14 protein-coding genes, 1 tRNA gene and 1 pseudogene are annotated in these 22,665 nt (G+C 71.9%); 4 read left to right on the forward strand and 12 right to left on the reverse strand.

Annotation, left to right across the window (positions count from 1 at the left end; genetic code table 11):
* Nucleotides 1-12: 12 nt before the first annotated feature.
* The 3 genes from C503_RS0101435 to C503_RS45590 form a co-directional block, all read right to left on the reverse strand.
* Nucleotides 13-1,647: a SelB domain-containing protein gene (locus C503_RS0101435; protein ID WP_342663360.1), complete on the reverse strand. Its 1,635-nt coding sequence runs from the start codon at nucleotides 1,645-1,647 to the stop codon at nucleotides 13-15.
* Between the two features lie 120 nt (nucleotides 1,648-1,767).
* Nucleotides 1,768-3,039, reverse strand: coding sequence for an L-seryl-tRNA(Sec) selenium transferase (selA, locus tag C503_RS0101440; protein ID WP_018680413.1), 1,272 nt, complete (start codon nucleotides 3,037-3,039; stop codon nucleotides 1,768-1,770).
* 6 nt (nucleotides 3,040-3,045) lie between these two features.
* Nucleotides 3,046-3,137: transfer RNA gene (locus C503_RS45590), tRNA-Sec, on the reverse strand.
* Between the two features lie 35 nt (nucleotides 3,138-3,172).
* Here C503_RS45590 and selD point away from each other — a divergent pair.
* Nucleotides 3,173-4,207 (forward strand): selenide, water dikinase SelD, encoded by a 1,035-nt coding sequence (gene selD / locus C503_RS0101450; protein WP_018680414.1) that lies wholly within the window; start codon nucleotides 3,173-3,175, stop codon nucleotides 4,205-4,207.
* Here selD and C503_RS42890 read toward each other — a convergent pair.
* The 6 genes from C503_RS42890 to pqqA form a co-directional block, all read right to left on the reverse strand.
* On the reverse strand, nucleotides 4,200-5,063 hold the full coding sequence (locus C503_RS42890) for a phosphorothioated DNA-binding restriction endonuclease family protein (RefSeq protein WP_018680415.1): 864 nt from the start codon (nucleotides 5,061-5,063) through the stop codon (nucleotides 4,200-4,202). The two genes, selD and C503_RS42890, sit on opposite strands and share 8 nt — an antisense overlap.
* 64 nt (nucleotides 5,064-5,127) lie before the next feature.
* A complete protein-coding gene (gene pqqB, locus C503_RS0101460; protein WP_018680416.1) occupies nucleotides 5,128-6,000 on the reverse strand; it encodes a pyrroloquinoline quinone biosynthesis protein PqqB in 873 nt (290 codons plus the stop codon).
* The gene (gene pqqE, locus C503_RS0101465) at nucleotides 5,997-7,079 is read right to left on the reverse strand and encodes a pyrroloquinoline quinone biosynthesis protein PqqE (RefSeq protein WP_018680417.1); all 1,083 of its coding nucleotides are present in this window, start codon (nucleotides 7,077-7,079) and stop codon (nucleotides 5,997-5,999) included. The genes pqqB and pqqE overlap by 4 nt, the downstream gene beginning before the upstream one ends.
* On the reverse strand, nucleotides 7,076-7,348 hold the full coding sequence (gene pqqD / locus C503_RS0101470; RefSeq protein WP_018680418.1) for a pyrroloquinoline quinone biosynthesis peptide chaperone PqqD: 273 nt from the start codon (nucleotides 7,346-7,348) through the stop codon (nucleotides 7,076-7,078). Before pqqD ends, pqqE begins: the two co-directional genes overlap by 4 nt.
* Complete coding sequence (gene pqqC / locus C503_RS0101475) at nucleotides 7,345-8,055, reverse strand: pyrroloquinoline-quinone synthase PqqC (RefSeq protein ID WP_018680419.1); 711 nt, start codon at nucleotides 8,053-8,055, stop codon at nucleotides 7,345-7,347. The genes pqqD and pqqC overlap by 4 nt, the downstream gene beginning before the upstream one ends.
* Before the next feature lie 66 nt (nucleotides 8,056-8,121).
* Complete coding sequence (gene pqqA, locus C503_RS45595; protein WP_018680420.1) at nucleotides 8,122-8,220, reverse strand: pyrroloquinoline quinone precursor peptide PqqA; 99 nt, start codon at nucleotides 8,218-8,220, stop codon at nucleotides 8,122-8,124.
* Nucleotides 8,221-8,839: 619 nt separating this feature from the next.
* On the opposite strand from pqqA, the gene C503_RS42895 reads away from it, so the two are divergent.
* Complete coding sequence (locus C503_RS42895) at nucleotides 8,840-10,804, forward strand: collagen-like domain-containing protein (protein WP_051114709.1); 1,965 nt, start codon at nucleotides 8,840-8,842, stop codon at nucleotides 10,802-10,804.
* 389 nt (nucleotides 10,805-11,193) lie between these two features.
* Here the strand turns inward: C503_RS42895 and C503_RS0101490 are convergent, their stop codons facing one another.
* Nucleotides 11,194-14,202 (reverse strand): amidohydrolase family protein, encoded by a 3,009-nt coding sequence (locus C503_RS0101490; protein WP_018680421.1) that lies wholly within the window; start codon nucleotides 14,200-14,202, stop codon nucleotides 11,194-11,196.
* 153 nt (nucleotides 14,203-14,355) lie between these two features.
* A complete protein-coding gene (locus C503_RS0101495; protein WP_018680422.1) occupies nucleotides 14,356-15,960 on the reverse strand; it encodes an outer membrane protein assembly factor BamB family protein in 1,605 nt (534 codons plus the stop codon).
* Nucleotides 15,961-16,588: 628 nt separating this feature from the next.
* Here C503_RS0101495 and C503_RS48730 point away from each other — a divergent pair.
* Nucleotides 16,589-16,810 (forward strand): annotated as a pseudogene (locus C503_RS48730) (thiamine pyrophosphate-binding protein); the annotation flags it as partial.
* Between the two features lie 168 nt (nucleotides 16,811-16,978).
* Nucleotides 16,979-18,136, forward strand: a complete 1,158-nt coding sequence (locus tag C503_RS48735; RefSeq protein ID WP_342663366.1) for a thiamine pyrophosphate-dependent enzyme — start codon at nucleotides 16,979-16,981, stop codon at nucleotides 18,134-18,136.
* 84 nt (nucleotides 18,137-18,220) lie between these two features.
* Here the strand turns inward: C503_RS48735 and C503_RS0101505 are convergent, their stop codons facing one another.
* Nucleotides 18,221-22,408, reverse strand: coding sequence for a DUF7507 domain-containing protein (locus tag C503_RS0101505; protein WP_156892891.1), 4,188 nt, complete (start codon nucleotides 22,406-22,408; stop codon nucleotides 18,221-18,223).
* Nucleotides 22,409-22,665: the final 257 nt, after the last annotated feature.

Genomic DNA, 22,665 nt, shown 5'->3' on the forward strand with positions numbered 1-22,665 from the left:
CGGGGAATGTGATCAACCTCCGTCGGGGTTCCGGAGTCTCCGGGTGTTGTCGGGAAGCCGTTCGGTGACGCCGTCACGGTCCAATATGTCCAATACGGCCAACGCGACCTGACGGCTGGTGTCGAGTGCCTGCCGGGCTTGGCTCGTGGTGAAGGGCTGCGGGATTCCGTGCAGCAGCGGGATCGCACGGGCGGGTGCGTCCGGGAGGAGTACGATGCCTTCGGCCACCTTGCGCAACCGTCCCACCCGGACGGCGGCCGCGAGTTCCCGTTTTCCCAGACCGAGTTCTCGCAATCTCTCCGCGGTGGGAGCGTGAAACGGGTTCATGTCCAGGTCTTTCGCGAGGGCGTCGACCGACGTGGTGACGGATGTGGGGAGTTCTCGGATTTTCCCAGTTTTGGTCGCGGAAATCAGTGGAGGGACCAGAGCGGGGTCGGGGAGGCGCAGGGCGCGTCGGATCGTCTCGGTGGGCGGGGCTGTTCCGAGGGGGTTTCGGGTTTCGTTTTGTGCCAACAGTTCCGCTGTTCGAGCGACGAGCCCACGCCAGGTGTCGGGGTCCGTGTGCCAGCCGTTGACGATGTGGTTCTCGTTGCGTCCCAGGGCTTTGCGTTGGGCGGTGGTGTGAAAGGGGGCGCGGTCGAGACGGTCGAGGTCGGTGATGGTGGCGCCCTGGATGTGGTGGTCGCCGGGGTCTCTGAGCAGGACCCGGTCACCGACGCGCAACGGGAGGGGACGGGCGAGGACCAGCCGGGCGTTCGTCCCGAGTGGATGGACGCGGACCGGGACGGCGGCGGCGCCGATGTGCAGGACGGCCTGGCGGTGCCGGGGCCGGGTGTCGATGTCCACCACGGTCGCCTGGTGGGCGGCGCCGGGGGTGGTGAGGGCGTCGCCTCGGTTGACGCGGTCGCGGGGGAGGTTGCGGAGGTTGACGGCCACTCGGGCGGTGGCGGTGACCTCGGTGCGGGGGTGGCCGAGGGTGTGCAGGCCACGGACGCGCACGGGGGTCCCGTCGAGATCGAGGTCGTCGCCGACGCGGAGGGTGCCTGCCTGAAGGGTGCCGGTGACGACGGTTCCGGCGCCTTGCACGGTGAACGAGCGGTCGATCCAGAGGCGGACGTCACTCTCGGTGTCCGGTCGCGGCAGGGCGTTGACCATGCGGGCGATGGCTTGCCTGACCTGGTCGATGTCGTCGGCGATGACGGTGGGGATCCGGCCCAGGGTCGTTTCGGCGATCCTGTCCTGGGCGGCTTTCGTGATCGGCGCGGGGTCGGCGAGGTCGGCTCTGGTAACGACCAGCAGGCCGTGTCGGACGCCGAGGGCGTCGAGGGCCAGGAGGTGCTCCTCGGCCTGCGCCATCCAGGGGGCGTCGGCGGCCACGACGAAGATCACCGCCGGGACGGGGCCGACGCCCGCGAGCATCGTGGGGACGAACCGCTCGTGCCCCGGCACATCCACGAACGCGACCTGGCCCGCACCGGGCAGATCCGTCCAGGCGAACCCGAGCTCGATCGTCACCCCCCGCGCCTTCTCCACCGCGAGACGATCCGGATCCATCCCCGTCAACCGCCACACCAACGTCGACTTCCCATGATCGACATGCCCCGCCGTGGCGACCACCCGCATCGCCGCCCCCTCCCCCGTGTGCACGCCCCGAACCCTGCCACCCCGGCCCACCGCGCCGCCGACCCGGATCCGCGTCGAACCGGAGCCGGTTGTCGCGCGCACCAAGGCCATCTGCCCAACCACCCGATCGGCTGGTGGGATGGATCATGTGCAGTGCAGTACCGCTTCCATCAGGAGCGGGTGCTCGGCGGCGGCGACGGTGCGCAGGTCGAGTAGGCAGCGGCCGTGTTCCAGGCGGCCGACGACCGGGGTCGGGGCCGTTCGGAGGCGGGCGGCGTAATGGGCGGGGAGGCTGATCGCGGCGCTGGGGAGGGTGGTGTCGGGGGCACCGCCGCCGCCGATGACGGCTGTGGTGGGGGTGGCGTGGGCGTCGACGCCTGCGGCGATCAGGTTCCGGACGAGGGTGTGGGCCTGGGCGAGGAGGGTGGCCGGGTCGGCTTCCAGGAAGACGGTCACCGGCGGTGGGGGGCCGGTGAGGGTGGCTTCGAGGGCGGCGAGGGTGAGTTTGTCGACGCGGACGGCGCGGGCGGCGGGGTGGCGGCGGAGGTGTTCGATCATGGTGGCGTCGCCGAGGAGGAGGCCCGCCTGGGGGCCGCCGAGGAGTTTGTCGGCGCTGGCGGTGACCAGGGTGGCGCCCGCGCGCAGCACGGTGGCGGCGTCGGGTTCGTCGGGGAGCAGCGGGTGGGGGCGTAGCAGGCCGGAGCCGATGTCCACCACGAGTGGCACACCCAGGTCGGTGAGGGCGGCGACGTCGGGCGTGGCGGTGAAGCCGGTGATGTGGAAGTTCGACGGGTGCACCTTCAGCACGAACCCGGTGTCCGGCCCGACCGCGTCCACATAGTCCGCGACGCTGGTGCGGTTCGTGGTGCCGACCTCGCGGAGCCGGGCGCCGGTGGAGGTCAGCAGGTCGGGGATGCGGAAGCCGTCGCCGATCTCGACCAGTTCGCCGCGGCTGATCACGATCTCCCGGCCCGCGGCGAGGGCGAGCGCGCACAGCAGGAGCGCGGCGGCGTTGTTGTTCACCACGTGCACGTCGCCCGCGTCCGGGACGGCCGCGCGCAGGGCGTCCACTGTGGTCTGGCCGCGGCGACGGCGGGTGCCGGTGGCCAGGTCGAACTCGACGTCGGTGGTGCCCGCGGCCTGCTGGATGGCGGACTTCGCCGCGCCCGAGAGGGGTGCCCGGCCGAGATTGGTGTGGACGAGCACGCCGGTCGCGTTGATCACCGAGCGGCGGGTGGCGAGCCGGGCCAGGACGGCGTCGTGGATGTCCTGTGGTGACCGGGTTCCGGAGCGGACTTCCTGCTGGGCGGCGCGGACGGCGGTCTTCACCGCGTCGCGGCCGTGTGCGGTGATCTCGGCGGCGAGTCCGGACAGGACTGTGTCGGTGTGCGGAACCGACCGGCGTGGGTCGGTCATCGCAGACGGAGGCGGACGGGAATCGAACCCGCCAGCGGCAGCACCTGCCGCTCGACGGTGTTGAAGACCGGGCCGGCCACCAGGCCGGAGACGCCTCCTCGCGACACCGCGTGATCATGCCACACTCGTCCGGGTGACCTATCGCCTGACCCAGTACGCCCACGGCGGCGGCTGCGCCTGCAAGATCCCGCCGGGCGAGCTGGAGTCCATCGTCGCCGCCCTCAGCACGCCCAGGGCACCGGTCGACGCGCCGACCGAACAGTCCGGTCGCGATCACTCCCCCACCGCAGACCTCGACGCCGCACCGAGGCTGCTCGTCGGCCTGGACACCGGTGATGACGCGGCCGTGGTGGACATCGGTGGTCCGTCCGCGTTGGTGATGACCACCGACTTCTTCGCCCCGGTCGTCGACGACGCCTACGACTGGGGCCGGATCGCCGCCGCCAACGCGCTCTCCGATGTCTACGCGATGGGTGGCCGACCGGTCATCGCCCTGAATCTCCTGGGCTGGCCGCGCGGCGTCCTGCCCATGGAGCTGGCCGCCGAGGTTCTTCGCGGCGGCGCCGACATCACCGCCCAGGCCTGCTGTCACCTCGCGGGCGGGCACAGTGTCGACGATCCCGAACCCAAGTACGGCCTCGCCGTCACCGGCCTCGTCGACCCGGCGCACCTGATGCGCAACGACACCGGCCGCGCGGGCTTCCCGCTCACCCTCACCAAACCCCTGGGTGTCGGCGTGCTCAACAACCGGCACAAGGCCACCGCCGAGGTCTTCCCCGCGGCCATCGCGTCCATGACCACCCTCAACCGCGACGCCGCCACGGCCGCCATCGCCGCCGGGGTCCGCTGCGCCACCGATGTCACCGGTTTCGGGCTGCTCGGCCACCTGCACAAACTCGCCCGCGCCAGCGGCGTCACCGCCATCATCGATCCCGCCGCCGTCCCCTACCTCGACGGTGTGCGCGACTCCGCCGCCGCCGGGTACGTCAGCGGCGGCACCCACCGCAACCTCGACTGGGTCGCCCCGCACGTCGACATCTCCCGCGACGCCGAGCTTCTCGCCGACCCGCAGACCTCAGGCGGTCTGCTCCTGGTCGGCGAGGTTCCCGGGCACCCGGTGATCGGCGAGCTGGTACCCCGGCGCGAGCACACCGTCGTCGTCAGATGACGTAGCCGTAGGCCAAGGGGCTCAGCCGGTCCTCGGCGACCACCCACGGGTGGATCACCCGCACGGTCCCGCCCACCGCCCGCGGTGCCGGGGCCGCGTGGTCGATCTCGATCCCGCCGACCACGACCAGCATCGCGTCCAGCCGGGCGAGCGCGACCTCCTCGGCGGTCAGCACGACCTGCGCGCCCGCCGACGTCGTCCCCTTCACCAGCACGACCACCTGCTCGTCGCCCCGGGTCGCGTCGAAGTCGTAGGGCTGCACCGCGCCGACATCGGCCACCGCGTAGCCCTGGGCGGTCAGGTGCTCGGCCGCCGCCCGCAACGCCCGCCGGTCGATCGCGCGCCGTTCGCCGGAGCTGAGGCCGAAGGCGGGTCGCCTGCGCCTGCCCGCCGCCAGGTCGACGAGCCTGCGGGCGTCGGCGACGTCGGGATGTTCCGGTGGCTCGGCCGACTCGACGCCGTCGAGACCGGTCATGGCCAGGGCCTCGGCGGCGTCCCCCGCGGGGAAGAAGCGGCGCAGCAGCGCGCCGACCACCTGGGCGCGGGCCTCCGGGTCGGTGGCCATCCGGGTGTGGACGCGGTCGACCAGCCCGCCGAGCGGGTCGGGGTCGGCGGAGGTCTCCTCCCACCAGGCGGTCTGTGCCAACGCGACGAACGGGACGTCCTCGTGGTCGCCGGACGGGTCCAGGGCGGCCACCAGGTCCCGCAGGCAGGACCGCGCCTGCGACCACCGCACCAGGCGGGGTTCGTCGCGGGCGGCGCGGCCGATCGCCCAGAGCAGGAGGATGGCCTGGTGGCGGGCCGGGCGGTCGGGGGGACCGTCCGCGCGGAGGGTGTTCACCATCTCCAACAGCACCGGACCACTCCCCTCGTCGCACCCGGGTCGGGCAGCAGCATAGGGGGTGCGCGGGAATCGGCTGTCAGATTTCCAGGCGGGTGCCGTCGAGCGGGACCGTGGCGCCCGCCGCGGATACGGCGGTGTGTTCCGGGGAGGCACGGTCGGCGACCGGGTTGGTGTTGTTCAGGTGCGTGTAGTGCCAGCGGATCCCGCCGTCGGGCAGCAGGGGCAGCGACTCGGTGATCGGCAGGTGGCCCATGCGGCGCTGGTCGGTGGTGCCGCCCGCGGTGGCGGTGGACATCTCGCCCGCGGTGTGGAAGGTGCCGTCGAGCAGGACGTGGTCGGCGTCGGCGACGAAGTCGGCGAAGCCGGGCGGCAGCTCGGCCACGCACGGCGCGTAGACGAGGGTCCCGCCGGTCGCGGGGTCGTGCACACGGTAGGCGACCACCCAGTCCGGCGCGGTCGGCGCGGCCTGGGCGTAGCGGGGGCGTTTGCCCGACAGCGGGAGGACGGTGCATTCCAGGCCGTCCCCGATGGCGAACGGCTCGGTCGCGGGCAGCCACGACCAGTCCCGGTAGTGGGCCAGGACCGGGCGCAATGGCAGGTGATCCAGCACCGGCGGCGGCGCCCACACGGTCAGCTCCGCGCCCTCGCGCAGGAACGTCAGGCCCAGTGTGTGGTCGAGTTCGGCGTCGGTCAGCAGCACCCCGCGCAGCGGTGTCTCGCGGCGGCCGGGGCCGGGGGCGAGCTCCGGGGTCGCGGTGAGCTGGGCGCGCAGGTCCGGGGAGGCGTTGAGCAGGTACCAGTCGCGGCCGGTCGCGCTGACGACCACGCAGTCCTGGGTCCGGCCGGGCACCGACGGGTCACCGGCGCGGGCGCGCACGCACAGGTCGCAGGCACAGTTCCACTGGGGCAGGCCGCCTCCGGCGGCGGTGCCCAGGATGATGACCTTCACCGCACCACCGGCAGGGCACGCATGCGGAACGGCACCTCCACGCTCGTCTCCGGCACGGCCTGCCGCACCACGTCGTGGTGCGGGGACAGCGAGCACACCGGGTCGGTGTTCTCGGCCGCGCCGGTCAGCAGGTAAGCCTGGCAGCGGCAGCCGCCGAAGTCCACCGCGCGCCGGGGGCAGGACCGGCACGGGTCGCGCATCCAGTCCTCGCCGCGGTAGGCGGTGAACGCCTCGGACTCGTACCAGATGTCGGCGAGCGGGCGGTCGGTGACGGTGTCGAAGGTCAGGTTCTCGATCACGTGCGCGGACGGGCAGGGCAGCACGGCGCCGTCCGGGGCGACGGTCAGCTGGCGGGCGCCCCAGCCGTGCATGCACGGTTTCGGGTATTCCTCGTGGTAGTCGGCGATCACGTGGATCACCTCCATGCGCCCGGCGAGCCGGTCGCGGGCCGCGCGCACCACGGGTTCGGCGGCGGCGAGCTGCGCGCGGGTGGGCATGAGCGCGTCGCGGTTGCGCAGGGCCCAGCCGTAGTACTGGGTGTTGGCCAGCTCCAGCCGTTGCGCGCCGAGCTCCTCGGCCAGCGCGATGATCTCGGCGACCTGGTCGAGGTTTCGCCGGTGCAGCACCACGTTCACCGTCAGCGGCAGGCCCACGGCGTGCACGGCGGCCGCGGCGGCGCGTTTGTGCGCGGTGACGCGGGTCCCGGCGATCTCGTCGGCGCGGGCGGGGTCGGCGGCCTGCACCGACAGCTGCACGTGTTCGACGCCGCAACCCGCGAGCTCGGCCATCCGTTGCTCGGTGAGGCCGACGCCGCTGGTCACCAGGTTCACGTAGCAGCCGAGGCCGGAGGCGTGCTCGACCAGGTCCGGCAGGTCGCGGCGGGCCAGCGGCTCGCCGCCGGACATGTGCACCTGCAGCACACCCAGCTCGCGGGCCTGGGTGAACACCGACCGCCACTGCGCGGTGTCCAGCTCGCGGGCGCGGCCGACCAGTTCCAGCGGGTTGGAGCAGTACGGGCAGTGCAGCGGGCAGCGGTGGGTCAGCTCGGCCAGCAGGCCGAACGGCGCGGCCGCGGTCATGTCGTCTCCCGTTCCACGATGTCGCGTTCGGCGAGGCCGCGCAGCACGGCCACGACGTCCTCGACGCGCACGCCCGCGTAGTGCTCGCCCAGCCGGTCGACGATCCGGGCGACCGTGCGGGTGCCGTCGCAGGCGCGCAGCACGGCCTCGGCGGTGGGGTTGAGCAGCAGCACGCCCTCCGGGAACAGCGCGACCGCGGAGCGGCGCACCGCGTCGAAGTCCAGCCGCACGCCGCGGCGCAGCCGGGGCACCCACTCGGTGGCGTTCACCGCTCGGCCGCCGCGTGCTCGATGGCGTCCAGCAGCGACCACAGCACGTCGCACTTGAAGGCCAGCGCGGCGATCGCGGCGTCCTGCGACTCGCGGGTGCGGCAGTGCGCGAGCACCAGGTCGACGGCGACCTTGCCCTCGTCGGACACGGCATCGACGCGGGTGGTGAAGTAGGCGAGGTCGTCGCGGCTGATCCACGGGTAGTGCGCGAGCACGTCGGTGACGCGGCGGCGCATGAGGTGCCCGGAGAACATCTCGGTGAGCCCGGAGGCGATGCCGATGATCCACGGCTGGGTGCGGGCGAAGCGCACGTAGGCGTCCACGGCGAAGCGCGCGCCCGGCACGACGTGCTGCTCGTCGAGCACCTCCGCGCGGGACAGGCCGAGCGCCTCGCACAGCCGCAGCCAGTGCTCGCGGCCGCCCTCGCCCTCCACGGCGCCGTCGTGGTAGACGATGCGTTCCAGCCAGGCGCGGCGGACCTCGGGCAGCGGGCAGTTGCTGATGATCGCCGCGTCCTTGCACGGCAGCACGCTCTGGTAGTACCAGCGGTTGGCCGCCCAGCTGCGCAGCTCGGCGCGGCTCAGCTCGCCCGCGTGCATCCGCAGGTGGAACGGATGCGTGCTCCAATAGCGCTCGGAAAGCGCGCGCAGCTCGCCCAGGAACTCATCCGGTGAGCGCGGGACCGCGTGCACCGACTCGACAGACACCCCGAATCCTCCCGACAGCACGGGCCGGTGGCGGCCCATTCCCGGCCGCCACCGACGCACCCGGTCTCAGTCCTGCCGCGCGACGTACGCGGTGATCTCCATCGGGGTGTCGTACTCGGTGTACTCCGGCGTGGTCCAGGGCATGAGCTCGGTGTTCTCGGTCATCTGCGTCCCTTCACTCGGTGCTGGTCGCCGCCCGGCGGGCGGCGACGGGCCGGTGGCCTGCGGGCGTGGCCGGGAATGCCCGAAACGCTGTCGTTTTCCGACCGCGTCGATCACCATACCCCGGATCTCGGTTCGGCCACCATTTCCGAGCGGCGATGTGATGCCATCGGCGAAACCTTTCCGAGTGGACAACACCACGGTCGAGCAACATTTGTGAAATATTCGCAGGTGGCGCGCATTCCCATATCCCGATATCCGGGACGGCCGCACGTTGCCGCACGCGGGCCCGGTCGTGGGCGGTGCTGGGATGAGCGGACGGTCCGCGATCGCCTGGGGCGACGGTCGAATCCGACCCACAATGCGTCGTTTTCCCGCTGGACACAATCGGTTCCCGCATTTCTGCGAATTCCGGACCGGGGGTTTATCCCGGGTCTTGCGGGAATCTTTACCCGGTGTACGCTCGGCTCGCTCGCGGCGGTGGCGGGAATCGGCGCGACGGCGATCCAAGGCGCCCGACGCCTGTTCGGGGCGCGCGTCGGGTGGCACTGCGACGGGTTTGGGAGAAATGCAGACAAACCATCGACGGGATGATTTCCTCATTCAACTGCGGCTCGATCTGGTGCGCGACCTACAGGCCCGCGCACTGCGGCGCGCGGTGTCCGACGACCCCGGGAAACCGGGCCGGGTGCACCGCGTGGTCACCCGCCGGGTGCCGCTGCTGCGCATGCGCGCGGGCTGGCACGAACCGGGACTGGAGTTCGCCGGGGACGGGCTGCGCCTGTCCGCGACCGTGCGCGGCGGCGCGCGGCTGGCCTGGCGGGCCCGCAACCTCGGCGCGAGCGGCACGGTCGGGGCCGACTGCGCCCTGGTCGTCGACGATCTCGTGCGGGCCCGGCTGACCCGGCCGCACCGCGACGAGGTCGACACCGCGGGCCTCACGGTCGAGTACCGGGGCGACGACAGCAGCCCGTCGCGCCCGGCGGAGGCGTTCGTGCGGCGGGTGACGCGCACCGGGCTGCACCGGCAGCTGTTCGGACCGCTCGCCGACCTGCCGCTGACCTGCCTGCCCGAGTCGCTCCCGGCCCGGCTGGCCCCGGCACCCGAGGGCGTCGCCACCGCGGCGCGGGTGTCCACCGACCCGCCCCGCGGCACGCTCACCCTCGCGCTGTCGTCGGTCGAGCGGGCCCCCGACCCCGACCGGCCGGTGGACCTGCTGTTCGCCCCGGCGGCCAACGCGGCCGTCGCGATGACCGAACCCGGCCTGGACGCGCTGCTGGCCTGGCACTGCCTGCGGGGTGTGGCCGTGGGCGAGCGGTGCCGCTGGTCCGGCGCGACCGCCAGGTTCGTGGGGCAGCGGGACATCCGCGTGATCGGCACGCTGCACCACGCCGACGGCGACATCGCCGTGGACCACACCACCGCCCTGACCCTCGACCCGGCGCGCACCGCCGTGCCCACCGCGGCGACCCGCGGGCAGCTGGTCGCCGCCGCGGTCGGGACACTCCTGCACCAGGTCTTCGCGTCGGTCGCGGTCACCACCAGGACCAAGTCCGGGCGGCCCGTCGGCACCGCGACCCGGGTCCGGCACCGGTTCGTGGTGCCCGGCACGGACATCACCGTCAACGCCGAGATCCTGGACCTGTTCGTCCAGGACGGTTATGTCGTCGCGCACTACCGCGTGCCCACCGGCACGGCCGTGCCGTTGCCCCTGCCGGAGAACGCCCCGACGCCGACGATCACCGCCGAACCCGGGGCCCTGGGCGCGGGATTCTCCGACTACCGCCTCACCGCCGACCTGGCCGACCACGGCACGGGCCCGTTCGACTACGCCTGGCGCGTCGGCGACACCGACGACCTGGAACCCGGCCACCGCCCGACGTTGACCGTGCGCGGGCTGCCGCTCGGCACACCCACCCGGATCGCGCTGCGGGTGATCGACCTGTCCGGCCAGACCGGCGACACCCACATCGATCTCGACCTCCCCGAGCGACCCGACGAACAGACCCAGGACATCGAACCCGCCACGAACGGCCGAGGCCCATCCGGTGCGAAGCCGCTCCGGGACCGGTCGTCAGCCCGGAACTCGGCCCGGCAGGCGGCGCCGCGCGGGGTACCGCTCGCGGCGGTCCTCGGCCTGGCGGGCGGCCTGGTCGGCGGTGCCGCCGCGGGCACGGTCACCACGATGCTGGTGGGCGACTCGACGCCCTCGGTCCACCAGATCGGCCCGACGGGCCTGCCGGGAACGGCGGGCGAACCCGGCGTGCCCGGCGAGACGGGCCCTGGCGGAGCCGCCGGACCGGCCGGAGCCCCCGGGGTCGCCGGGAGCCAGGGCGAGCAGGGCCGGGTCGGCCCAGCCGGACGCGCGGGCACCAACGGTCCCGCGGGACCGAACGGGATCCCGGGACAGAACGGGACCCCGGGCGTGGCAGGCGCGACAGGTGCGACGGGTCCCATCGGACCCATGGGACCCATGGGCCCTCCGGGACCGCCCGGACCTCCGGGGCCGCCCGGACCCCCTGGAACACCGATACCCACCGGGGAAACCGTTCCCACCGGCTATGCCGGTGCGGGACCCGGCCGATGACCTGGGCGGGGCGCCCTCGCTGAACACGCTGCCCGACCAGGCATCGCCGGATACCGGGAGCCGACGGGACGACGACGTCCCGTCGGCTCCCGGTTCTCGCATGTGCGGAACGGCCCGACACGACCGGGGACCCGACCAGGACCCACGCAACGCGGGACCACCGATCCCACCTCGTCCCGCCGAGAACCTCGACGGGGAACTCGGCCGGTGCCCCATCGGAACTCCCCCTGCCGCCGGACCTGGACGCGCCTGCCTCATGGAACACGGGGGAAGCTGTGTTCCGTTCCTGTTCCGTGTTCTGTACCCGTCCCGTCCGAGGCGGAACCGGACCGGGACACGGCGACGCCGGGTGTGCCCGGCGCGAAGGGGCACACCCGGCGTCGGTCCGGTCAGCTGCCCGCGAACGGGGCGAGCAGCTCGCCCACCGTGTAGGGGCGGCCGTTCTTCACGACCGTCTGCACGTTGGTCAGGGCGCTGATGTCCTTGGTCGGGTCACCGGAGACCACGACCAGGTCGGCGATCTTGCCCTCCTCCACGCTGCCCAGGTCCTTCTCCACGCCGAGCTGCCGGGCGGGCAGCAGGGTGGCGTTCTGCAGGGTCTGGAACGGGGTGAGGCCGAACTTGGCCATCGCCTGCAGGTTCATGTGCAGGCTGACGGCCGTGGTGTCCAGCGGCGAGTCGGTGCCCGCCAGCACGGTGCCGCCCGCGTCGATGAGCCGCTTCGCGGTGGCCACGTCCCGCTTGGCCCCCTCCAGGTCGCCGTCGAGGAAGCCGCACGGGCCCTGCTTGAGCGCGCACAGCACCTTGGCGTGCAGGGTCTGCTGTTCGAAACCGACGAACAGCGCCTTCACCCGGGGGTCGTTCTCGATCTCCGGGTGGTCGGCCAGCAGCGCGGCGGCGCTGAACATGGTGCTGCTGAACGGCATGCCGCCCTTGCTCTCCAGCTGCACGACGTCGTCGTACATGCCGCCGAAGGACGAGCCGCGGGCGAAGGTGAAACCCCATTTGGTCGGGCCGGACAGGTGCTCCTGCATGTCGCCGCCGTACCCGATGGACGGGTACAGGTAGTGCGAGGTGACCTGGATGCCCAGCGAGTGCGCCTTCTCGATGGTCTGGGCCTGCCAGTCCGACCGGAACCGCATGTAGGTCTTGACCTGGTCGTAGCCCAGGTCCTGGATGCGCGAGTACTCCAGCTGCAGCTGCTGCTGGTCGCGCACCGGGCGGGCGAACTCCCAGCCCAGGCGGGTGCCTTCGAGCATCTCGCCGGTCATGAAGTACCGCGGGCCGACGCGCGCGCCGGAGGCGAGCGACTCGCGGTCCTCCAGCGCCCGGTAGACGGCGTCACCGGTGGAGCGGGTGGTGGTGATGCCGAACGAGAGCAGCAGCCTGCCCTGCCGGTCGCCGTAGGACTTGGACCGCATCTGCTGGTGGTTGTGCATGTCGGTCAGGCCGGGCGTGATGGTCTTGTCGCCTGCCTCGATGACCTTCCAGCCGGTGGTGTCCCGGTCCGCGCGGTGCGGCTCTATCTTCTGGATGCGGTTGCCGACCACCAGGATGTCCACATCGGAGCGTGGCTCGGGGTTCTTGCCGTCCCACAGCTTGCCCGCGTGGATGACGAGCTTGGAGTCCGGCTCGTCCTGGGTGAAGGTGAGATCGTTCTTGATGTCGCGGGCGCCGCCGCCGTCGATGCAGACCGTGCGGAGTGTGCCGTTGTGCAGGTACAGCAGGGTTCGCGAGTCGCCGCTCCAGCTCGGCGCGTCGGAGGCCTCGCGGGTGACCTGCCTGGCCTTGCCGGTCGGGTTGCCCCGGGGGTCGACCGGCAGCACCCAGATGGTGCTGTTCATGGAGAACGCCAGCCAGCGCCCGTCCGGCGACCACACCGGGCCGTCGTCGCCGCGGGTGGTCACCGAGCCGAACGGGGCGGGCTCGATCACCTTGGTGGTGTTGGTGACGGTGTCGGCGAGCAGGATCTGGTTGCGCTGCGCCACGCTGACCGTCTCCGCCAGCGTGCGGCCGTCGGCCGACCAGGTCGGCTTGCCCGGCACGTTCTGCGCGGCGATCACCCGGGTGGGGGTGCCGCCCGCGACCGGGACGGTGAAGGTCTGGTAGGTGTTGTCCTGGAAGGCGATCCTGGTGCCGTCCGGGGAGAACGCGGGCGCGTACTCGGTGGCCGGGCCGGAGGTCAGCCTGGTCTCCTTGCCGGAGGCCAGGTCTCGGACGTAGATGTCCTCGGAGCCGCCCTTGTCCGAGGCGTAGGCCAGCAGCCTGCCGTCGCGCGACCAGGCCGGGTCGATCTCGTAGTACGAGTCGTTGGTGAGCTTGGTCGGCTTGCCGCCCGCGGTGGGCAGCAGGTAGAGGTCGTTGAGCGCCTTGAACACGACCTGCTTGCCGTCCGGCGACAGCTGCGGGCCGTCGATGCCGCGGGCCTGCTGCGGCGCCTTGGTGTCGAAGTCGTACTTCTTGTGCTCGTACTTCTGCCGGTCGAGCGTGAACGTGGCCGAGAACGGCACGACGCGGCTGGTGTTGCCGACCACGTTGGACACGACGACCTTGCCGTTGGCCCCGTAGAGGACCTCGTCGTTGGAGACCCACCGCGGCGGGAAGCCGAAGACGTCGTTGTAGGTGCCGATCTGCTTGCTCGTGCCCGCCTCGTACACCGCGAGGAACCGGCCGCCGGTCTGGCCGGAGCGCACGAATGCGACGCGCTTGCCGTCCGGCGAGTACGACGGGGCGCTGAGCAGGCCGCCTTGGCCCGCAGGCACGACCTTGGTGGTCGCGCCGGTGGCCAGGTCCACGCTCTCGACCGTGGAACCCTGCAGGTAGGCGATGTGCTTGCCGTCCGGTGCCCAGGTCGGCTGGGTCTCGGCGCCCGCCGCGGTGGTGACCCGGCGCGGCTCGCCGCCGCGGGCGTCGACGACCCAGATGTCGTTGGTGCCCGCGCGGTCGGAGTTGAACGCGATCTGCTTGCCGTCCGGGGACCAGGCCGGGTACCAGTCGTCGTACTCGCCGCGGGTCAGCTGCTTCTGGGTGCGGCCGTCCGCGGACACGGTGCGGATGTGGAACATGCCGTCGGCGAAGGACTGCACCACGATCTGGTTCCCGTCGGGCGACCAGGACGGCCAGAACGGGTCGAGCAGGCCGTTGCTGATCTGCTTGGCGGTGCCGCCGTCCTTGGGCACGGTGAACAGCTGGCCCTGCAGGTCGAGCACGAGCGTGCCGTCGCGCGGCGACGCGGCGACGGCCAGGTTGGTGCCCTCGGTCACCGTCACGCGGACGGTGTCGTGCTGGATGGGTCCCTTCTGCGCTGTGGTCGGGTCGGCCGCGGCGGTGAGCGGCACGGCGGTCAACAGACACGCCAGTGTCGCGGCACCGAATCGCCGGTGGTTCGGTTTTGTCATTCCGGAGGCTCCCTGAGCCGAACGCGGTGCCGCGCCGGGCAGCCGGACCCGGCGCGGAGCCGTCGTTACTGGATCAATCGGATCATCTGGGTCGACGGTGGCCGTTGGTCGACACGGCCCGGGGTCGCGGGGAAGACCCCGGGCCGCGCCGGTCTACAGCCCGAACGCCAGCAGGACGTTCCCGTGGTCGCTCGGGTAGGTGGGGTTGTAGCCCGCCTGGACGTACAGCATCCCGTTCGCCACGACGGGCCCGCCGTTGCCGGAGATGGAGCTACCGGTTCCGGTCAGGCCGTTGACACCCTTGAAGTCCTGGACGGTGTCGAAGGTCCACAGGACCTTCCCGTCCTTGGTGTCGTAGACGCGCATCTTGCCGTCGGTGCTGCCCTCGTAGAGCAGACCGGGGCTGGTGGTCACCGCGGGGGTGTGGCCGAGCTTGCACACGGTGGGGAACTTGGCCGCCCCGCCGGTGGTGCAGCCGTCGGCCGGGTTCGGCGTCTTCCACACCACGTCGCCGTTGGCGGGGTCGAGCGCGAACACGGTGCCGGGGTTGCCCATGTTGGTGGCCATGTACAGGTTCCGGCCGTCGAAGCTGCTGCCCCACTGGATGCCGGACAGGCCGCCGCCGGGCATGGGCTCGGACAGCTGCCGCCGCCACTGGACCTCGCCGGTGCGGGCGTCGAAGGCGTGGAACACGCCGCTCTTCTGCCCGACGCCGACGTAGCTGTGGCCCTTGACGGTGAACAGCGTCGGTGTGGCGCCGATGTCGTAGTCCAGCGCGGTGCCGTCCTTCTGGCCGGGACAGTAGCCCTCGTTGTCCGGCTTGCCGCACATCAGCCGCCAGGTGTCGGCCTTGGTCACCTGCTGCTTCCAGCGGACCGCGCCGGTCTTGGCGTCCAGCGCCAGCAGGCTGTCGAAGTCGCCGACCGTGCCGGTGTAGAGCTGCCCGGCGCCCACGTACAGGGTGCCGGAGCGCTGGTCGATGACCGGCGAGCTCCACACGCCCGCGCCAGAGGGCTCGAAGCGCTTGGCGCCGCTTGGCCAGGTGCCGACCTCCTTGGGCTCGGCGACGGTGAAGTAGCGCCACACCAGGTTGCCGGTGTCCGCGTCGATGGAGTCGACGTGGCCGCGGAAGGTGCAGCACGGGTAGTTGACGTCGAAGGAGATGTTCTCGCCGCTGGAGGCGCCGAGGTAGATCCGGCCGTTGTAGTAGACCGGGGAGCTGGTGTGCATCCCGGCCGCGTGCGGCTCGGTGTCCTTGGCCCACACCAGTTTCCCGGTGCGCTGGTCGAGCGCGTACAGGGTGCCGCCGAAGTCGCCGAAGTAGACCTTGCCGCGGGCCACGGTGGGCCCGTCGGTGGCGATGGTGCCGCCGGGGACGCTGTTGAGCGTGAAGCTCCACCGGGTGGCGCCGGTCTTGGCGTCCAGGGCGACGAACCGGCCGTCGGGGGTGCCGAAGTAGATGGTGTCGCCGACGACCGCGGGCTGGCTCTTGGCGGGGAAGCCGGTCTTGGCGTAGGCGTAGGCCCACTTCAGCTTCAGCTGCCCCGCGGTGCGGTTGGTGATCTTGTGTTCGGCGGCGGCGAACCGGGATCCGGTGCCGTCGCCGGTCCAGGTGGACCAGTCGCCGAACCAGCCGCCGCCGGACTCCTCACTCGCACCGGCGACCGCCGCGCCACCCAGTAACAGGGCCGCGGCGCCGACCAGTGCGGCGAGCCGGCGTTTTCGGTTGAACACGGGTTGTTGCTCCTCCCAGGTCATGAGCCGCCCGCGTGCGGGCGACCCGATCCGCTGACCGGCCGGGGTCTGTGTGGCCGGTGGGCGCGCCCCGCGCCCACTCCCGCCTCGGGTCTGCTCCGCCGCGCCCACCCGATCGCCTGGCACACCCGCCGCGCGGGTGACCGGCGGGAGGCTCCGGGTGGTTCGCGCTGTGTGCGGCCGGTCACGCGCGGTCCCGGGCCAGTCTCCGGGCGTGTTGTTCCGAATGACCAATCACGAAATGAGGATGGTGTTGCGTTATCGACTGACCGAGTGATCATTTCGCCGGCCGATACCCCGGATGTCATGGTGTTTATCCAGGTTCTCCCAGCTCAGCCTGCCCGCCGACTGCTTCGCCGGAAAGCGTCTGGGTTTTCCGGACATCGAACGGTCAAGCACCGAGTGGCGATATTCGGACACTCTCGGTGACGGAATTGGTCGTATTGTCCGGAGCGCGGGAAGTAGTGAGAGCAGGGCGCGGTGGGACCACAAGCGGACACTCTCAGTACATCCCGCGCCCGCGCGCGGAAGCTAGCGTGGCGCGCGTGAAGCCGATCGATGCGCTGCTCACCGTGTTGCGGGAAGAGGGCGTCACCAAGGTCTTCGGGAACCCCGGCACCACCGAGCTGCCGTTCTGGACGCGACGGTGGACGCCGACGACCTGGAGTACGTCCTCGGCGTGCACGAGGGCTCGGTCGTCGCCATGGCCGACGGCTACGCCCGCGCCACCGGCAGACCGGCCTTCGTCAGCCTGCACGTGGCGGCGGGTCTGGCCAACGGCATCATCGGCCTGCTCAACGCCTCCCGCTCACGCACGCCCATGGTGGTCACGGCGGGCCAACAGGACCGCCGTCACCTGCTCCAGGACCCCATGCTCTCCGGCGACCTGGTCGGTCTGGCGAAGTCGGCCGTCAAGCACACCTTCGACGTCCAGCACGCGCACGACCTCCCGTTGATGCTCCGCCGCGCCTTCGCCCTGGCGGTGCAGGCTCCCGCGGGCCCGGTCTTCCTCTCCATCCCGATGGACCTGCTGGCCGAGGACACCGACGTCGAGCTGCCCGCCCGCTCCGTCCTGGCCCCCACCGGCCCCGCCACCTCCCTGGACGCGGCCGCGGACTTACTCGCCGCCGCCACCCGCCCCGCCATCGTCGCGGGCGACGGCGTCGGCCGCGAGGACGCGGTCGCCGAGCTGGTGGCCATCGCCGAGTCGCTGGGCGCCGACGTCTTCCACCAGCCCATGCACGACGGCATCGACTTCCCCGGCCGCCACCCCCTCCACGCGGGCGCGCTACCCCCGGTGAACTCGGCCATCAACAAGGCTCTCACCGGCTACGACGCGGTCTTCGTGGTCGGCTGCCACGCTTTCATGCCGCACCACTACTCCCCCGGCCCCGCGATCCCGCACACCGCCAGGATCGTCCAGCTGGACTCCGACCCCGGCGAACCCGGCCGTAACTTCGCCGTCTCCCTGGGCTTGGTCGGCGGCATCAAGCTCTCTCTAGCCGCCCTGGCCCCCCTGATCGCCGCTCGGGTGTCCACTGAGGACCACACGGTCGAGCCCCGGCACGAGTCCCGCTGGACCGATGCCAACTCCCGCGCCCTCGCCGCCTACGGCCCGGCCCCCTTCGACCCGCTGGCGGCCGTGCACGCGATCGTCGCCGGTCTCCCGGAGGACGCGGTCATCGTCGAGGAAGCCATCACCAGCGGCCTGCTTTTCCGTTCCGTCTGGCCCATGGACCGCCCCGGGTCCCTGGTGCACACCGTCGGCGGCGGCCTGGGAATGGGCATCGGCGCCGCCATCGGCACCCACATGGGCGATCCGACCCGGCCCGTGGTCGCGGTGCTGGGCGACGGTTGCGCGATGTTCGGCCTGCAGGGGCTATGGAGCGCGGCCCGGTACCGGATACCGGTCACCTTCGTCATCATGAACAACGGCGAGTACAAGACCCTCAAGGACACAATGGACCGGGAGGGCAGCCGCGCCAGCGAGGTAGGCACCTACCCCGGCCTCGACCTGTCCCCCACCCGCCTCGACTACACCCGAGCCGCGGACTTCTTCGGCGTCCCGGCATTCCGTCCCACGGACCTGGCCTCCCTCACCGAGGCGATCGCCAAGTCCACGACCTCGGGCACCCCACTGCTGGTGGACGTCCCCATCACCGGACACCCGTCGCATTAGGGCCCGGTGGATCCAGGCGCACACACGCCAAAAGAATGTGGGCCGGTCGGGAATCCCCGACCGGCCCACATCCCTATCTACTCATCAACTCTTCCGAACCCGCCCCCGCCGAGCGACCAGCAGCAGCGAGCCGAGAGTCAACAGCACCAGGCTCCAGCCCAACAACGTGACCGCGTCGGTACCGGTGCTCGCCAACACGGCATCCCCACCGCCTGCAGTGGCAGCGGTGTCGGCAGCCCCTTCAGCGGCCACACTCTCATCCACCGGCAACGTGGTCTCCGAAGGCAACGACGTGATCGTGTCGCCATCCGGCGAGACCCCGTCGGCGGTGGCCACATTGTGGACGGACCCGGACGCCACATCCGCCGCGGTCACCGTGTAGACCGGTGCGGCACACGTCACGGACGCTCCGGCCACCAATGCGGTGGACGGGCACACGACGCCGGTGATCTTCGGGTCGTCGACCTTCACGTCGGTCAGGTCCACGTCACCGGTGTTGGTCACCAGGAACGTGTAGTCCACGGTCTCGCCCTCATCGGCAAGGCCATCCCCGTCCGTGTCGTGCAGCGCGGCCGACTTCACCAGTGTGATGGCCGGGTTGCTGCTCGCCTGGTTGGCGTCCTCCCCGCTGATCGTGCCCTCGGTCGTCGGGATCTCCCGGGTGACCGGCGGCGTCACCAGCGGCGGGTTGGTGCCCGGCGGCTGGCCGGACGCGGTGGCGATGTTGCGGACCACCCCGGCGGCGATGTCGTCGTCGGTGACCGAGTACGGCTCGGCGGTGCAGGTCGTCGACTCGCCCGGCTGCAGGACGGTCACCGGGCAGGTGACGGCGCCCGCCTTGGGGTCGTCCACCGAGATGTTGCTCAGCGGCACGTTCCCCGTATTGGTGACCACGAACGTGTAGTTGATGATTTCCCCGATACCAGCGAGGTCGTCACCGTCCTCGTCCACCAGCTGTGCCTGCTTGTCCAGGGTCAGGCTCGGGTTCGCCACCGGGACCTCGGCCTGCGCGGGCGGGGTCTGGATCGGCGGGCCGGTCGGCGGGGTGCCGAACGCGACCGCGATGTTGCGTACCACGCCCGCCAGCACGTCGTCGCCGGTCACGATGTACGGGGCGGCGGCGCAGGTGGTCGTGGCGCCCGGGGCCAGCACGGTGACCGGGCAGGTGACCGCGCCCGCCTTGGGGTCGTTCACCCGGATGTCGGTCAGGGTGAGGTTGCCGGTGTTGGTCACGACGAACGTGTAGTTGATCGTCTCACCCTTGTCGGCCAGGTCGTTGTCGTTCAGGTCGACCAGGTCGGCCCGCTTGGACAGGGTCAGGCCGGGCGCGCGCGGCGCCGTCGGGGTGCTGGTGGAGTCCGGCGGGGACACCACGTCGGGGCTGTCCGCGTCGCCCTCGTTGCCCACGGCGGTGGCCGTGTTGGTGACCACGCCCGCCAGGATGTCCGCCTCGGACACCGTGTGCGGGGCGTCGGCGACGCAGGTCGTCACGGCCAGCAGGCCCAGGGTGGTCACCGGGCAGGTGACCGGGCCCGCCAGCGGGTCGACGATATGCAGGTCGAACAGCGGGCGGTTGCCGTTGTTCACCACGATGAAGCGCCACTGGATCGTCTCGCCGAGGTCGGCGAGGCCGTCGCCGTCCGCGTCGCCAAGGACGGCGATCTTGTCCAGGGCCAGGGCCGGGATCGCCACGAACGTGGGGGTGTTGGTGCGCGACACCGGCGAGGTGACCGCCGCGCCGCTCGGGGCCGTGCCGGTCGCGGTGGCGGTGTTGACGACCTCCGCGTTCGCCACGTCCGCCGCCGTCGTCACGTACGACGCGTTCGAGGTGCAGGTGGTGCTCTGCTGCGGCGCCAGCGTCGTCTGCGGGCAGGTGGTGCCGGACAGCATGGCGTCCTGGATGGCCAGGTTCGACACCGCCACATTGCCGACATTGGTGACCGCGAACGTGTAGTCGATCCGCTCGCCCTCGTCGGCCAGGCCGTTGGAGTTGTCGTCGACCAGCTGGTCGTCCTTGACCAGTGCCAGCACCGGCCGCGGGTCGAACACCGGGATGTTGGACGTCACCGGGGCCGAGCGGACCCGGGAGCCGTCCGGCGCGGTGCCCGCCGCGGTGCCGATCGCGATGACCGCGCCGACGTCCACGTCGTGCTGGGTGATGTAGTAGAGCGCGCGCACGCAGGTGGCGCTCTGCTCGGGCACCAGCTGGGCCTGCGCGCAGCCCGCCTCCGGCTGGTCGCCCAGGGTGCCTTCGACGATCACGTCGGTCAGCGCGACGTTGCCGGTGTTGGTGACCGTGACCGTGTACTGGATGGGCTCGCCCAGGTCGCCGATGCCGTTGCCGTTCTGGTCGACCAGCTCGCCGGTGGAGGTCAGCCCGATCGAGGCGGTCGGCACGAACACCGGGGTGGTCGTGGTGATCGGCGCGGACAGCGCGATCGCGCCGCCCAGCGAGGTGCCGCGGGCGCGGGCCGTGCGCACCAGTGCCCCGGCGGTCGCGTCCTGCGGGGTGACCACGTAGGGCAGCGACTGGCCGCACTCCACGGTCTCGCCGGGCTGCAGCGACAGGTTCGCCAGGCAGCCCGCCGGGTTCGACACGCCGTCGGTGACGACGACGCTGACCGCGGTGAGCCGCACGTTGCCGGTGTTGGTCAGCACCGACCGGTACCGCATGGTCTCGCCGATCTCCAGCTTGCCGTCGTTGTTCTGGTCGCCGAGGACCGCGAACTGGGCCAGCGTGATGGCCGGGGCGGGCACGAAGGTGGGCGTGGTCGTGGTGGACGGCGCCGAGGTGACCGTGAGGCCGCCGGTGGTGGTGCCGGTGGCGGTCGCGGTGCGCACGACCGCGCCGTTGACCGCGTCCTCCTGGGTGATCACATACTGCGGCGACCGGACGCACTCGATGGTCTCGTTGGGGGCCAGCGCGGCCACCACGCCCGCGCACGGGTTGGTGCCCAGGCCGGGCTCGTCGACCACGATGTCGGTCAGCGGCACGTTGCCGGAGTTGGACACCTGGAAGCGGTAGTCGATGTGCTCGCCCGCCTCGCCCAGGTTGTCGCCGTTGGTGTCGACCAGGTCGGCCACCCGCACCAGCTCGATGCCGGGGGCGGCGGCGAAGGTCGGGATGTTGGTCACCGCGGGCGCCGAGTCGATCGTCCCGTCGTCGGGGGCGTTCGCGTGCGCGGCGCTGCTGGTGACGACCTGTCCGGCGGTCACGTCCGCGGCGGTGACGACGTGGTCGGGCGCGGTGCAGGTGGTGCTCTCGTTGAGCGAGAGCGTGGTGTCGGCGCAGGTGACGGCGATGCCGCCGGTGTGCGTGACGGTCAGGCCGAACAGCGTCACGTTGCCGGTGTTGTGCACCGTGAAGCCGTAGGTGATGCGCTCGCCCGCGTCACCGACCGCGTTGCCGTTGGTGTCCTGCAGCTGCGCGGTCGCGGTGAGGCCCAGCTGCGGGTCCGGGGTCGCGGTGGTGGTCACCGTGGTGACGCTGTTGTCGTCGGTGGTCAGCTCGCTGTCCCCGGCGGCCGGGGTGACCGTCGCCAGGTTGACCAGCGGGAACACGAACGGGGTCGGCGTGGTGCCGGTGACCCGCAGGACCGTGGACGCGCCCGCGGCGAGCGCGCCGCCCGCGCAGGTGACGGTGTTGCCCGCGGCCGAGCAGCCGGGGGTGGGGCTGCCGACACCGGTGACGGTGGCCGGGACCTCGTCGACGAGCTGGAAGCCCGCGGCGTTGGTCAGGCCGTTGTTGGTGACGGTGACCAGCCAGGTGATGGGCGCGCCGGGGGCGGCGGCCTCGGGCGCGTAGACGCTCGCGGCCAGGTCGACCGCGGCGCGCGGCGCGGGCTCGACGGGCGCCGGTTGCGGGGCGCCGGGGTCGGGCGCCGGGCTGTCCTGGACGGAGCTGTCCTGGACGGGACTGTCCTGGACGGAGCTGTCGGGGGCCTGCTCGGTGGATTGCTCGGTCGGCTCGGTCGACGTGGGCGACTGGTCCGTGGCGGGGGCGCTCGGCTCGACCGGGGCGGGGCTGCCCGGGTCGGCGGGCTGGGCGGGGTCGGCCGCCGGTTGTTGCTCGGCCGCCGGGGCGCCGGTGTCCGATGTGGTCGGTTGGGCCGGGTCAGGGTCGGCGAACACGGGGCCGCCGGTGGTCAGCAGCAGGGCGAGCACGGCGGCGAGGACGACCGCCACGGCCCCCGGGCGGCTGCCCGGTCTGGGCCGTGGGTCCGGTCGTCGTCGCCTGCCCGATTCGCCGAGGGAGAACTTCCAGATTCGCATCCCGCACCTCGCCACATGGTCGGATCTACCCCGGCATCGCCGATGGGTGGATTCAGAGGCTAGGGCCCGAATGAGGGAAAAAGCCAAACCAGGCCGAATAGCCACCCGGAAGAGTGGCCACGGTCGGTCTGAGCATGGGATTCATCGAACGGCAACCGGGTGCGGAGCAGGTCGCGGAGCGGCATTCCGGTGGGTGACCGTTACACATCGATCGGTTGATTCCCGGGTACACCGGATCGGGCGGCACGCGGCCGGTA

It is taken from the genome of Actinokineospora enzanensis DSM 44649, from assembly GCF_000374445.1.
GTDB classification, from domain to species: Bacteria; Actinomycetota; Actinomycetes; order Mycobacteriales; family Pseudonocardiaceae; genus Actinokineospora; species Actinokineospora enzanensis.